General features: G+C 43.1%; 11 protein-coding genes and 1 pseudogene. 7 read left to right on the top strand and 5 right to left on the bottom strand.

The features are described from left to right. Nucleotides 1–27 precede the first annotated feature (27 nt). Together F6K63_RS37695 and F6K63_RS37690 are read left to right on the top strand one after the other, a co-directional pair. A pseudogene (locus F6K63_RS37695) lies at nt 28–1062 on the top strand (acyltransferase domain-containing protein); the annotation flags it as partial. Next, nucleotides 1042–2232, top strand: a complete 1191-nt coding sequence (locus tag F6K63_RS37690; RefSeq protein WP_502708290.1) for a thioesterase domain-containing protein — start codon at nt 1042–1044, stop codon at nt 2230–2232. The pseudogene F6K63_RS37695 and the gene F6K63_RS37690, both read left to right, overlap by 21 nt. A 210-nt stretch (nt 2233–2442) precedes the next feature. On the opposite strand, the gene F6K63_RS07715 is transcribed toward F6K63_RS37690, so the two are convergent. Further along, nucleotides 2443–3645 carry a glycosyltransferase family 4 protein gene (locus F6K63_RS07715; protein WP_287311528.1) on the bottom strand — a complete coding sequence of 401 codons (1203 nt, stop codon included), beginning with the start codon at nt 3643–3645 and terminating at the stop codon, nt 2443–2445. Between the two features lie 510 nt (nt 3646–4155). Between F6K63_RS07715 and F6K63_RS07710 the strand changes: the two genes are divergently transcribed. The 3 genes from F6K63_RS07710 to F6K63_RS07700 are packed head-to-tail and all read left to right on the top strand — an operon-like array spanning nt 4156 to nt 6124. Continuing rightward, nucleotides 4156–5340, top strand: a complete 1185-nt coding sequence (locus tag F6K63_RS07710) for an AAA family ATPase (protein ID WP_287311526.1) — start codon at nt 4156–4158, stop codon at nt 5338–5340. Then, nucleotides 5340–5915, top strand: a complete 576-nt coding sequence (locus tag F6K63_RS07705; RefSeq protein ID WP_287311523.1) for a DUF4276 family protein — start codon at nt 5340–5342, stop codon at nt 5913–5915. Before F6K63_RS07710 ends, F6K63_RS07705 begins: the two co-directional genes overlap by 1 nt. A 44-nt stretch (nt 5916–5959) precedes the next feature. Beyond that, complete coding sequence (locus F6K63_RS07700; protein WP_158026392.1) at nt 5960–6124, top strand: hypothetical protein; 165 nt, start codon at nt 5960–5962, stop codon at nt 6122–6124. A gap of 72 nt (nt 6125–6196) precedes the next feature. Here F6K63_RS07700 and F6K63_RS07695 read toward each other — a convergent pair whose 3' ends face one another. Further along, a complete protein-coding gene (locus tag F6K63_RS07695; protein WP_287311520.1) occupies nt 6197–7231 on the bottom strand; it encodes a sulfotransferase family protein in 1035 nt (344 codons plus the stop codon). 212 nt (nt 7232–7443) lie between these two features. Next, complete coding sequence (locus F6K63_RS07690) at nt 7444–8892, bottom strand: hypothetical protein (RefSeq protein ID WP_287311518.1); 1449 nt, start codon at nt 8890–8892, stop codon at nt 7444–7446. A gap of 418 nt (nt 8893–9310) precedes the next feature. Here F6K63_RS07690 and F6K63_RS07685 point away from each other — a divergent pair, with 418 nt between their 5' ends. Continuing rightward, complete coding sequence (locus F6K63_RS07685; protein ID WP_287311516.1) at nt 9311–10426, top strand: glycosyltransferase; 1116 nt, start codon at nt 9311–9313, stop codon at nt 10424–10426. A gap of 74 nt (nt 10427–10500) precedes the next feature. Then, nucleotides 10501–11058 carry a Uma2 family endonuclease gene (locus F6K63_RS07680; protein ID WP_287254121.1) on the top strand — a complete coding sequence of 186 codons (558 nt, stop codon included), beginning with the start codon at nt 10501–10503 and terminating at the stop codon, nt 11056–11058. 91 nt (nt 11059–11149) lie between these two features. Here F6K63_RS07680 and F6K63_RS07675 read toward each other — a convergent pair whose 3' ends face one another. After that, nucleotides 11150–12223, bottom strand: coding sequence for a sulfite exporter TauE/SafE family protein (locus F6K63_RS07675; protein ID WP_287311515.1), 1074 nt, complete (start codon nt 12221–12223; stop codon nt 11150–11152). 498 nt (nt 12224–12721) lie between these two features. After that, nucleotides 12722–13342, bottom strand: coding sequence for a glutathione S-transferase family protein (locus tag F6K63_RS07670; protein WP_287311513.1), 621 nt, complete (start codon nt 13340–13342; stop codon nt 12722–12724). Nucleotides 13343–13499 lie beyond the last annotated feature (157 nt).

The following is a 13499-nucleotide window of genomic DNA, read 5'->3' as shown; positions in this document are numbered from 1 at the left end:
CCCCAACAACTACCGAAACAATTACCCAAACAACTATTTATAAACGGCCAACAGCCCAAGCTTCAGCCTGTGGCATTTATGTTTCCAGGACAGGGAGCACAATATGTCAATATGGGGCTGGAACTAACCCATGAAATATCAACATTTTGTGATTTGATTGATCGATGCTCAGAACTCCTCAAACCCCATCTGGGTATTGACCTGCGCCATGTACTCTACCCAAAGCAGGAACAGACTAATCAGGCCACAGAGCAACTGAAACAGACTACTATTACCCAGCCAGCCCTGTTTGTGATCGAGTACGCCCTAGCTCAGTTATGGATGTCGTGGGGAGTCCGTCCCCAAGCCATGATCGGTCACAGTATCGGTGAATATGTGGCAGCCTGTGTAGCTGGGGTCTTCTCCTTAGAGGATGCATTATCTCTGGTTGCCCTTCGAGGGCAGATGATGCAACAACTTCCTGGTGGTTCAATGCTTGCTGTTCCTTTACCAGAACAAGAGGTGGAATCCCTGCTAGGTCAGGAACTATCCTTAGCAGTGATTAACGGGCCATCCCAATCAGTGATTTCTGGTCCGACTGATGCGATCGCATTATTACAAAACCAATTGGATCAACAAGGGCTAGAGTACCGCAGGCTACATACCTCCCATGCCTTTCATTCCAAGATGATGGAACCGATCTTGGACTCCTTCACCAACCAGGTAAAACAGGTTAGTCTCAAGCCCCCACAAATTCCCTACCTATCTAATGTTACTGGCACTTGGATTACAGCCGAGCAAGCAGTCAATCCACGCTATTGGGCACAGCATCTGCGGCAAACTGTGCGATTTTCTCAAGGTGTGCAACAGTTGTTGAAACAACCAGAGACCATCCTGCTAGAAGTAGGGCCTGGGCGAACCTTGAGCACATTAACTAAACGACACTCTCAGAAAGCGGTTGAGCAGCTGGTGCTAACGTCAGTACGTCATCCACGACAGGAGCAATCGGATCTAAGCTTCTTGCTCACTACCGTAGAACAGCTCAGGGAAGCAGGGGTATCAGTGGATTGGGATGGATGCTATGGTCAGACACCTGACCAGCAAGACATCCCAAGGCACAAAGGCCAAGAAGATGATGCTCAAAAAGACAACAGTACTCTGGTAGCACCTGACCAACCTCAGCCAGAGTCATCCCACACCTTTGTTGCTCCCCGAGATGACTTAGAACGTCAATTGAGCAAAATTTGGGAAAACGTCTTAGGAATCAAATCTATCAGTGTTACAGATAACTTCTATGACCTAGGAGGAGACTCTCTCCTAGCCGTGCGCCTGTTTGCTGATATTGAGAAAGTTTTCCAGAAAAAACTGCCCTTAGCTTCTCTGCTAATGGCTCCAACTGTAGCCCAATTAGTAAACCACCTGCGCCAAGACCAAAGTGCTGCTCCTTGGTCCTCAGTGGTACCAATTCAGAGCAATGGTTCCAAGCCCCCTCTATTTTGTATTCATGGAGCCGGTGGTAACATTCTCAGCTTTCGAGATTTGGCACGTTATTTAGGTTCGGAGCAACCGTTTTATGGACTACAATCATTGGGTCTCGATGGCAAACAGACTCCCCTGACCACAGTTGAAGATATGGCTCGCTGCTACCTCCAGGAAATACGTACTATTCAGCCCAACGGTCCCTATTTTCTGTCAGGATACTGCTTTGGAAGTAAGATTGCTCTGGAAATTGCTCAGCTGCTCCGCTTAGACGGTGAGACAGTGGCTCTGCTAGCTCTCCTTGAACCTAGCCCTGTTAACTTCTCCACAAGTGAAAACCAAGTTCCCTATCAACGCAGCTATAGTGACCGATTAAAGGGACTGTTTCAGCGATTGATTCATAGAGGTTTTCAAGACGTACTCAAGCAGCAATTCCTAAAAGCTGTTTCTAAGTTATATCAGTCCTTTGGGATTTCCTTACCGCAATCTCTCCAAATCATCAAAGTCCAAGAAGCTAACACCTTCGCTTCAAAAAATTATGTGGCCAAACGCTACTATCGGGACCCAGTAACAATGTTCTTGACCAGTGAGCGGATTGCCCAGTCTCCAGAACTCCAAAAAGGCTGGATAGAGTTAGTTACTGGAGAGCTGGAAATCCAGGAAATCTCTGGTAAGCACTTAGATGACCAACCAGGGAGTTTTCTCAAAGACCCCCATGTAGAGCTACTAGCTCAAAAGATTAGGGCTTGTATAGATCAGGTAATTGTTAGTTAATGGTTAATTTAAACCTAAGCATTCAGCCGTCAGCCATCAGCCGTCAGCTTTGTGGCACAGGCTTCTAGCCTGTGACTTCACCTCAAGTAGCGTGGCCATTGGCCAAGGCTAATGCCTGATAGCTGATAGCTGATAGCTGATAGCTGATAGCTAATAGCTGATAGCTGTTCGCGTAGCGTGCGCGTAGCGCTTAAGCTGATAGCTGAATGCTTACGAATTGATGACTTCCTGATATAGATTCAACATTTGTTCACCGATTATCTCCCATGACCAATTCTCTGAAACTATCACTCGTCCTTTTAGTCCCATAGATATGCGTTTTTCCCCATTAGTTGCTAACTGCAACAGTGCTTGATCTAAATCATTGATCACTTGGGATAGGTTATCGACAGGCACTTTAATTCCCCAGTCTTCTTGAACCATCAACGAGGGTCCACCAATATCGAGACAAACTACAGGTCTAGCAGACGCCATTGCTTCCAACACCACCGTCGGCCAATGATCATGGAAACTCGGATGCATTAACACGTCCACCTCTGCCATCCGTTGTAACACCTGATCACGGGAAAGCTTCCCCCAAAAACGTACAGCATCACCGCATCCAAGGTCCTTGGCCAATTTCTCTAGCCTCTCCTTTTCAGGACCATCACCAATCAGCCAGTATTCACTAGTAGGCCGTTCACGATGGAACTGGGCAAAGGCACGGATGCCCAATGCAAACCCTTTCCAACCCAAAAATCGGCCAATACTAACTACTCGAAAGGGTTCGTCTTGGCGCTGGGGGAGTTGAGCTAATCTTTCAATATCCTTTTGATTAAGACCAAAGGGAGGAAAAGCTTTAACTGGTAAATTGTCTGACCATTGGCTCGCTTCCCGAGATAGAATTAATTGAGCGCGAGAAGCGACACACCACTGGGTAAAGCCACCTAGAAGATTCATCGACACCATCCGAATCCGTTCCATCATGGCCGATTGTAGGGATAATGTGTTCAAGAGTACCGAAGGAATTTTATCTTTAGCGCCACCATTCCAAATCAAGGGCACACCTAACCAGCCTATCCATGTGGGCAACCAGGAATTTTGATAGGTGACATGGTGAACTAAATCAAAGCCAATTTGCCCCTGGAGTTTTTTCGCCACAAAAAATGCTCTAATCTGCCAGGCGATATAGTACAAATAATGGGATAATCCTGAATTACGAGACCCTTCAGACATTGCTACAAAGATAAAGGTAACATTGTCTAAAGGTGAATTAGCCAATTCCTGTTCAATCTGAGATTGATCAGTTATGTTAGTGAGCACCCAACACTTATGGCTATGGTCCTTAGCTATTTGTTTTACGACATTCCAACCTATACCATATTCAGACCCTCTTACTGGGGAACAGCCATAAGCAGAAATCAGGATATTCATGATTCTTTTTCCCTGATTAATTCAGCTGATAATTAGTTATATTTTAACAGTTAACAGACTTAGGCGTCTGACTAGGGAGTATGTTACCTTTGTAATTAGGTAAATTGATCCCCTCCGATCACAGGATAGACTATCCTGAAGCACCATAGACAGATCCAAGTGTGGGTTAGTGCTCACGAAAAACAGGGCATTGCTGAATCAAGGAATGAATATGAGTGGGGTGGGCATCCTACCTGGGGTGAAAATATCAGAAACAGGCAAGATGCCTGTTCCACGAAACTCTTAAAATCATTCCATTATTAAGCAACGCCGCCTTGAGAACCTGATTGGGCTGTAATGGCTGTATGCCAGACTTGGGAACAGTGAGCGGAGATTAATCTAGCAGTAGTGGCGGCGGAGTTAAAGCAAGTGGATCGCAATTTGGTAGAAATTGATGCCACGATCGAGGGGATTTTGTGATTAGTTAGGGATGGATGCTCCTTACATGTTTGTTTAGGTAAATTAAAGAGTATGAAAATCCTTACCATAAAAATTAAAAACTATCGTGTATTTGAAAACCTGGAAATAAAAAATATTCCCGCATTTTTTGTTGTAGTTGGTGCCAATGGAACCGGTAAATCAACCCTATTTGACATATTTGGTTTTATCCACGATGCTCTCAAAAATAATATTCGTCAAGCTCTCCAAGTTCGTGGCGGTTTCAATGAAGTTATCACCCGAGAAAAAGAGCAAGAATATATCGAAATAGAACTGCAGTTCCGTATGAAAATTCTGGGAACTCAGCGCCTGGTTACCTATATTCTGATCATTGGACAAGACAAAAGACGACCGTTCATAAAACGAGAAATTCTGCGTTATAAACGTGGCGAACACGGTAAACCTTTTCATTTCCTAGACTTTCGAGAAGGAAAAGGATTCGCTATTATTAACGAAGAAAACTTTGAACAAGCTGACACAGAACTAGAAAGGGAAGAACAACAACTTGAATCCAGCGACATTTTAGCCATAAAAGGCTTAGGACAATTCCAACGCTTCAAAGCCGCCAGTGCCTTTCGTTCCCTGATCGAAAACTGGCATGTTTCCGACTTTCATATCAATGAAGCTAGAGGCAGCAAAGACGCACTCTATGCTGAACACCTCTCCCCCACAGGAGATAATATGGCAGTAGTAGCCCAATACATCTATCAAGAACACCCCGATATATTCGATAAAATTCTCCAGCGCATGCAACAACGAGTCCCCGGCATTTCCAAAGTAGAAGCCAAAAACACCGAAGACGGCAGACTAATCCTAAAATTTCAAGATCAAGCCTTTAAAGACCCCTTTATCGATCGCTATGTTTCCGATGGCACCATGAAAATGTTTGCCTATTTAATATTGCTCTTCGATCCTAAACCTCACCCCCTGCTCTGTGTCGAAGAACCCGAAAACCAACTTTACCCCAGCCTTTTACATGAACTCGCCGAAGAATTTGCCAGCTATGCCCATCGTGGTGGCCAGGTCTTTGTCTCTACCCACTCCCCTGACTTTTTAAATGCCGTTCCCCTGGAGAGCATCTTTTGGCTGACCAAAGAACATGGGATCACCAAATTTTCAAGGGCTAAAGATAATCCAACCCTTGTCAATCTAGTCGAAGCTGGAGACTTACCCGGCTATCTCTGGAATCAAGGCTGGTTTAAAGGAGTTGCCCCCTAATGATTGATAAGCTAATTTTTCTGCTAGAAGAACCCTCCATGAAAAATGTTTTAGAGCAACTCCTACCGAAAATTATCCCCGATCAAATCACCTATATTTGTATCCCCCACCAAGGCAAACAGGACTTATGTAAATCTATTCCAAATAAAATTAAAGCCTTTCAATATAGTCCTGACACTAGATTTATTATCGTCCATGACCAAAACTCCCATGATTGCCAAAAACTCAAATCCGAACTATTAGAAATTTGTCAAACTGCCGGAAAATCCAATAATGTGATGATTCGGATCATCTGTCATGAATTAGAATCCTGGTTCTTAGGAAATTTGGCGGCAGTCGAAAAAGCCTATCACATGAAACCTAATAGCCTCAGTAAACAACAAAGTAAAAAGAAATATCGTAACCCCGATCAGCTTAACTCTGCCAAACAAGAGCTTAAACGTTTAGTTGAGGAATACTATCCAGGAATTCATTCTAAAAAAATTGCACCCCATTTATCCTTAACTGACAATAGATCCCACAGTTTTCAAGTCTTTATTAAAGGTATTAAACATCTCCTATCGGTATCACCATGACCAAATCCGGTTGGGTGCATCTCATTGTCTTGATGCAGTCGCTCATGGGGGAAACCCCCAAGACCGCGCTGCCTCCCCAAGACCGCGCTGCATCGCTTTTGCTGTTTGATACGGTGGTGCGTTATGGGCAGCAACCTAACGCTGGCTACCGTAAAAATGAGGGCAAACCCTTCGGTGGTGCGTTACGGGGCTACTGGCTACGAAGTTGAATATGATGGCAATCCCCCCCTAACGCACCCTACGCACCCTACGCAAAATTTTCAAATATGAGATGCTACGATCTACAAGCGTCTGCGAATCGCTTCTACAATGTTTCGGGTTCGGTGAAGATTCATTAACAAGGCTAGGGTCAATTTTACCGGTAAAAATGCCCAGCTTAATGCTAACATCAAGGGGTTGGGCTCAATCGAAGCATAGGAGTAACCATGGTTGAGCATGTTAGTATAGGTTACTTGCTGGCAAATATGAATCTCTGTCACAGAAAGTCCCCCACGCCGCCATTTTCCAGTGGTATTGGGATCAATCCCTCGACGTTTTGGTGTAATTTGCTTATGGGATGAGACACCGCCCTCATTTTGAGGAACGTCCAACATTTGAGCTTGGAACTCCAGACCTAGAAACTGGCAAATCTCTTCCACGGTCTGCTCTGGATTTGTGACCAAATCTTCAAATCTCACCGTACGACATCGGGGATGATTGGCAAATTTTTCAGCAGCGTTAATCGAGGCATTCCAAAGTTTTGAGATGGTAAAGGGATGATAATTGCACCAAGACCGGAAGGCTTCTCGATAGGGAATATTATTGGCACCCAGGAATTTGATTCGCCACTTATATTTTTGTGAAAGCAGTACGTCTCGGGGGTCACGAACCATATGAATAATCCGGCTTTCGGGATAAAGTTCGAGAATTTCAGCTATATATAAGACATTGCGCGGAGTTTGTTCACAAGGAATCTTCTTACCGTTTTTGCCAGCTTTGTATTCCAGAAATACCTTAAAGACATCCCCAGAGGTCAGCCTTTGCTCCGGAAGCTGGGAAATAATTACTTTGGCTTCTTCACTAAAGTCACTGGGATCTCCTGGACGCAGAACATCACTATGCTGAATTGATAAGAGGCGAGCGGCTAGCTGTTCTGCTTCTGCCTGAGTCAGGTAAGAGTCCCGATGCTGGTCGGACCATAACTGCCCAAAAAAATGGAGTTCCTCAAAGGTGAAAACCTCTGAATTTAATCCCAATATTAGACCCATCAGAGTAGTTCCACTACGGGAGTTTCCCACTACAAATATCTGTTCCACTCTGGGTTGATGATCAATCATGATGGGCTGATGGGGTGATAGGGTGATTGGGGAATTGCCAACAGTATGATGATAAGTATATCAGCACTAAGGATTCAGCATAGCAAAAAAAATGCTTGTCTTTTTTTGATACTGTTCTCTTTTGCATTTTGCCTTTTTCCTTAAAAAGTGGTGCGTTACGGGGCTACTGGCTACAAAGTTGGATATGATGGTAATGCCGCCCCTAACGCACCCTACTCCTTTTGCCTGTTCCCGATTCGCGATTCCCGATTCCCGATTCCCGATTCCCTATTCTCTTGTTGAACAGACCAGGAATTAACTACTAGTCCAGCCAGTAACCAAAAATAAAAACTAAAGGGTCGCAGTTTAAATGTCCGTTCCACAAAGGTGTACAAAAAAGAAACAATAATTATAGTACAAAGCATCACCCCAAGGGATTTGTATTCCAGGGATGAAGAGGATTTAATTAGAGATTGAGAGGTTTGGTAAAGCCGTAGCAAGATTAGCCAAAAAATCCCCAAACCAACAATTCCAAAATACCCCAGGAAGGCAAACCAGTAGGCATCTTCCAGGAGTTCCACATGCCAGGATAAATGCCGTTGTTCATCTGGGGAGAGAATCACGGAATTTTCTATTCCTCTTTGTAAGGCACCAGGCTCTGGACCAAAGCCAAACCAGCCTCCTGAATTCATCAAACCATTAACAATGGTCTTGGCTGCCCAACCCCGCTGAGCTTCTAAGTTGTGTTGCCAGTAATCTGGAGAAAAAATGGAGAAGAAATAGGAAGTAAGATCAGGTATTTCACCGTCGTCAGAGACTGAAGCGGCTGATGTTTGAAGATTGAGTAATGGAGAAATCAATACTACAGTTATCAAAAGTGCTGTAGCAAACCAGAGGATGAGGGCAGTATCTCTTTTTCTGTTGAGATGAATTAAGACTAGAATAGGAATTAGTAGCGATATCATCAGTCCAGCTCGCTTTTTGGAAGCAAAGTTAGCGAAATAGAGCACTAAAATACTAGCGGAATCTTTCAAGTTGGGAATAATATGACTAGAGTGAGTGTAGACATGGCTAATAAATACTGAAATTGCTAACATCAGGAATCCTGAGAGGATGGCACTGTCGCCAAAGGTGCCAATGCTGGCATTTTTGGCAGCCATTGTGCCGGAGTGGATGACTTGCCTGGTGAATAGTTTCTGACTGATGCTGGCGGGTAAGAAGTATTGGATTGAGGCTATACCGGCCTGGATTAAACTGGCTAGTCTAATACTTTTTAATAAGGTGGCAAGCTGTTCGATAGAAATGTCAATATTAACAACAGTATAGTAAACGGAGATATACCGAAAATTAGTGCGTAAGTTTTTTATGCTGCCTGGAATTCCAGCATGGTTAACCACAATGGAAATCATGCTAGCAATGAAAAAGGCAATAATTAGGATATCTAGGGGGGTTTTTCGTATACCTTTACCAGAGGATAGCCGCAGGTAAATTACCCTTACCATTAGGATGTAAAGGATAATTTCTGGAACAAAACGTATTAAGCCGATTAACGGTGATGGTAAGGGCAGCCAGTTGAGAAAAAAGTCTTCAAAGGGTTGGTAGATGGTGAGGGTTAAAATTATCGCAAATGGTAGTTGCCCTGTTTGCATCGCCCATCTATACCAGGCAATTATTTTGTTCATTGTTGGGAGTAGGGAGTTAAAAGTTGGGAGTTGAAAGTTGAAAGTTGAAAGTTGAAAGTTGGGAGTAGGGAGTTAAAAGTTGGGAGTTGAAAGTTGGGAGTTAGGAGTTGAAAGTTGAAAGTTGTCTAAATGCCTGTTCATTTCTGGGTTTATTCAGTGGTATTCTAGCTAAGTTGGTAATTCTGGTAACATCTATAGGGTAAGTAAATGAATTAATTGTGAAATTTTTTGTTCCCAACTCCCTGTTCCCTACTGGGTGCATCTCATTTTTGCTGCTTGACCTGGTGGTGCGTTACGGGACGGGCTATCCTAACACTGGCGGTAGAGCGGAAAATTAGGGCGACCCCGTCCCTAACGCACCCTACGCCACTACTCCCTATTCCCTATTCCCTGTTCCCTGTTTCCGGTGCTATAAGCTATGTCTGTTGCTTTAATTGCCCATTACCTTGGTCCTCGCTTAGGCATTGGGCAGTATCTAAATCGATTACTACCACCTCTAGTTGAGGAACTGCTCAGCCGAGACACTAAGGTGAAAATCTTGGCTTCTCCGAATGCGTTTGAGAATACCCCTACCCTACAGGAGTTGGCAGATAGTGTTAATATCCTACCACCGCTGGATTACTCCCCAGCAAAGCGGTATGGTTGGGTGGCGACTCGCTTGAATGGGTATTGTGCTCAAGCAGGAGTAGAGGCTCTTGTCTGGCTATCTAACCCGATTGTTCTGCCGTGGCATCCACCTACTATTGCAGTGCTTCATGATGTCAATGAATGGAAAGCGGCTAATAAGTATGGCGATCGCATAAAAACGGCTTTGCGATCGCTAATCTACCTCGATGCCTCGATTCGTTTTGCCCAGCAGATTATCGTGGTTAGCAAAGCTACCGAGAATGACCTGCTACACTTTCGTCCTAACCCAAGGCTTCAACAGAAGCTGAAAACTATTCCCAATGGAGTAGACTCACCCCTAGCTAAGTTACCAACCGTCTCAATTCCTGCTCCCAGTGGACCATTCTTGTTATCGGTAGGTCGCATCGACCCAGCTGCTAAGCGCTTACCGGAAGCTGTGGCATTAACCACTCAACTCAGAGAGCTTAGTGGTGAACCTTGGGAATTGCATTTAGTGGGAGGGATGAATACTTCCACCCAAGCTAGCGGTGAAGCATTCCTCAAGTCAATTGAGAGCTTGCCTTGGGTTCAGTATCATGGCCACATAAGCGATCGCATTTTGGCTCAATGGTATCGAGAGGCAACAGCGGTAGTGTTTCTGTCTGACCGGGAGGGATTTGGACTACCCATTGCCGAAGCCGCATCATTTGGTCGCTTCGTCGTCGTCTCTCAAGGGAATCAAGCCGGTCTGGAAGCGGGGGGGTCTGCCATCATTACCGTTGATCCTGATCAGCCTAGGGAGGCAGCCGAGAAGGTAATGGGTGGCTTGAAAGAAAAACAATTAGCTTCGATTAGTAGTAATTTGCCCAAGTGGGAAACAGCAGCAATGGCTTATGCTGATGCGATTAATCAACTCAATAGGGAGTAGGGAGTAGGAAATAGGGATGCGATTCCTGCTCCCCTGCTCTGATAATAATAGAATTTAAATGAAGACTAGCTTATATGACCACAGCCACTCCACCCCTAACCTTAGAGGAGTTCCTCAAACTTCCAGAAACCAAACCCCGATCAGAATTTATCAATGGGGAAATCACTGTTAAGCCCATGCCACAAGGCCAACATAGTCTGCTTCAGATTGAATTGTGTCAAGCTATCAATCAAGTCGCTAATCCCAACAAAATTGCCAAGGCTTTCCCGGAACTGCGCTGTACCTTTGGGGGTGAATCAATTATTCCCGACATCACAGTATTTCGTTGGGCAAACATCCCCATTGAACCAACTGGCAAAATTGCCAACCCCTTTGAAATACATCCAGATTGGGCAATCGAAATTCTTTCCCCAGACCAAAGACAAACCAAAGTCCTGAGCAAACTCATCCACTGTTTGCGTCATGGAACCGAACTAGGATGGTTAATTGATCCGGAAGAAGAAAGTATTATCGTGATTGATCAGACTCAACGATTGGAAATCTTTTCAGCAACCTCTACGTTACCGATTCTCAATGGAGTAGAGTTAGAACTAACAGTTGAGCAAGTTTTTGGGTGGTTAACCCTAGGGTAAGGTTACATGGGGTGCATCTCATAGGAAGCGGTCTGGCGTTGCTGAATAATAGAATGATTTTAATAGAATGATAAAACCTAGAATCACTCTATTAAGCCCGTCTCAGTTTTGTGCGATACATCAGATAATAAAATGAAGTAAATAAAATCAGGGCAAAAAATCCAGCCGAAACTACGGATGTCGTGAGCGGAATCAACAGTAAAGAAGTCAGCAATTCAATTCCAATTAAACTAATCAAAATCCCAACCACCATTTGGCGTTTCATCAGACTACAAAGAATTGCTCCGGTTGGCGCACCCACTACCACAACTGGAACCGCCGCTAACCAATAATTACTGACGGGAGTCACAAAATCCCCCAGGATAAAGTTATGAATTAAAAAGCCTATGACGGCATTAATTGCCATCAAAATCACTGAAGTTGGAGTGCTAACTTTTTCACATAAGCCAAACAGTAACACCATTACAGAGTAGGCAAAAACATCCATTCCACTCCCAACTAACCCACTAATCATACCGCCCATTACTCCGACGACTAGACATAAAATTTTTTCTCGTTTACCCCAGTGTTCAATCGTAAATTTACGTTCAGTCTTAGTTAAATTTAAGTGAATTAAAATGAGGGCAAAACTGCTGACCATCATTGTAAATGAAATTTTTATGACTTCGGGAGGAAGTAAAGGAGCCAGAAAAGCTGTTCCCATAAAAATACCTGGAATTCCCCCTAAACTCACCCAACGAATTAACTTCCATTCTACTGGAGTTTTCATAGCCACAATTGTAAAAGATGCGGCACTCATTCCAATACTTTGAATGGCTAAAGAAAAGAGTTTTGCATCGGGGGGAGAGACGTGAAGCCACTTTGTTAAAGCTGGAAAAGCAACTGCGCCTCCTCCCATACTTGTCGCTCCTGCAACCATGGAACCAAAGACCATTGTGAAGGCAAATTCCCAATGTTCAATCAGGTTGTAAATAGCTCGACTTGGTTCAATAATAATCAGCCAGCTTGTCCAAACTGTGAGTACACACAATAGACTATAACGAATAGAACGTTGGTCTAAAATAAACTGAAAAAATGAATACATAAACTTTAAAATATTGAAGATTATTTGATTGATATAAAAAATAATTTTAGAAGCTTTTTGATTTCGGTTTTGGTAAAACATAATTACTATTGTTTAGCTTTATGATTCTAAAAAAATGACATGAGAGAGATTTAAAGCATCATCAAAATATGATAATTTAATCAACAAAAAAACTATTGAGTTAAGTTTCATCAGTTGTCACAAAAAATCTAATCAGTTGAGCATCAGAAAGTGAAGGGTTTTTGCTCTTTGATAAATAGTGTTTTTAAATAGTCGAGTTCAACTACCATCAATAAGGGCAGAGCTGTTTCATTTTCAGGAATAAATTTACAGGTCAATCGGTTGAAAGGGAGCTGGGGTGCTGGAGAGAGTATTTTTATTAATAAAAATATCCCTATCTCCCTACCCGTTAAATTTTATTCGAACTATGAAACAGCCCTGCCTCAATAAGGGGGATCTGAAGGGAGTAAAAGTAAAAATCTAGAGAGAGATAAGAAAGATGTCTGGAATCAGAAAATTGCAGAATGCATAATATTTCTGTTGAAATAGCACCAGACATCTCTATCTATTGTGATGAACTTAGAAAGGAATAGGCCCAGGAACTTGAATTCCTTTCTGAACCGCAGGACGTTCTGCAATTTGATCATGCCATGCGATTAAGCTGGAAAACTGATCGAAGCTAAATCCCATACGTTTAGCAGTATAAATCCAACCCCAATGGGCAATATCTACAATGGAGTATTCATCACCGCAGAGATATTTTTGCTGCTTCAAACGTTGTTCAAGGACACCATACAGCCTTTCAGTTTCTTTGGTATAGCGTTCAATTGCGTAAGGGATTTTTTCGGGAGCAAACAAGGCAAAGTGTGCTCGTTGTCCGAACATTGGCCCAATAGAAGCCGCTTGGAAAAAGAGCCATTGAATTGCTTCCCAACGACCTTGAGTTGATTGCGGTACTAACCGTCCAGTTTTATCTGCAAGATAGAGTAAAATTGCACAGGATTCAAATACCGTTTGTCCAGTTTCTTGATCTACAATTACTGGAACTTTAGCATTAGGATTGAGTGCAACAAATTCTTCTTTAAATTGTTCTCCTTCATAGACATTTATATCCTTTACAGTGTAAGGGAGTTCAAGTTCTTCCAAACAAATAGAAATTTTGTGACCGTTTGGGGTATTGTGTGTGTACAGTTCAATCATTGAAGACTCTTGGGTTGATTAGTGAAATGTTCAGTGAACTTGAGAGGAAATCATCAAGATTTAATTGTTTTAAAATAATTATATCTTGCTTGATTTGTTTTAAGTTTTTATCCTCTCAATATCTTTATATTACTACAATTCATTGTAGCTTAATTCC

Origin of the sequence: Moorena sp. SIO1G6 (assembly GCF_010672795.1) — a bacterium.
GTDB lineage: Bacteria > Cyanobacteriota > Cyanobacteriia > Cyanobacteriales > Coleofasciculaceae > Moorena > Moorena producens.
This window is presented reverse-complemented; position numbering and strand designations above follow the sequence as displayed.

Coding starts and splice junctions, on each gene's coding strand:
- F6K63_RS07715 (WP_287311528.1), bottom strand. CDS start 3,645: ATGAATATCCTGATTTCTGCTTATGGCTGTTCCCCAGTAAGAGGGTCT.
- F6K63_RS07710 (WP_287311526.1), top strand. CDS start 4,156: ATGAAAATCCTTACCATAAAAATTAAAAACTATCGTGTATTTGAAAAC.
- F6K63_RS07705 (WP_287311523.1), top strand. CDS start 5,340: ATGATTGATAAGCTAATTTTTCTGCTAGAAGAACCCTCCATGAAAAAT.
- F6K63_RS07700 (WP_158026392.1), top strand. CDS start 5,960: ATGGGGGAAACCCCCAAGACCGCGCTGCCTCCCCAAGACCGCGCTGCA.
- F6K63_RS07695 (WP_287311520.1), bottom strand. CDS start 7,231: ATGATTGATCATCAACCCAGAGTGGAACAGATATTTGTAGTGGGAAAC.
- F6K63_RS07690 (WP_287311518.1), bottom strand. CDS start 8,892: ATGAACAAAATAATTGCCTGGTATAGATGGGCGATGCAAACAGGGCAA.
- F6K63_RS07685 (WP_287311516.1), top strand. CDS start 9,311: ATGTCTGTTGCTTTAATTGCCCATTACCTTGGTCCTCGCTTAGGCATT.
- F6K63_RS07680 (WP_287254121.1), top strand. CDS start 10,501: ATGACCACAGCCACTCCACCCCTAACCTTAGAGGAGTTCCTCAAACTT.
- F6K63_RS07675 (WP_287311515.1), bottom strand. CDS start 12,223: ATGTTTTACCAAAACCGAAATCAAAAAGCTTCTAAAATTATTTTTTAT.
- F6K63_RS07670 (WP_287311513.1), bottom strand. CDS start 13,342: ATGATTGAACTGTACACACACAATACCCCAAACGGTCACAAAATTTCT.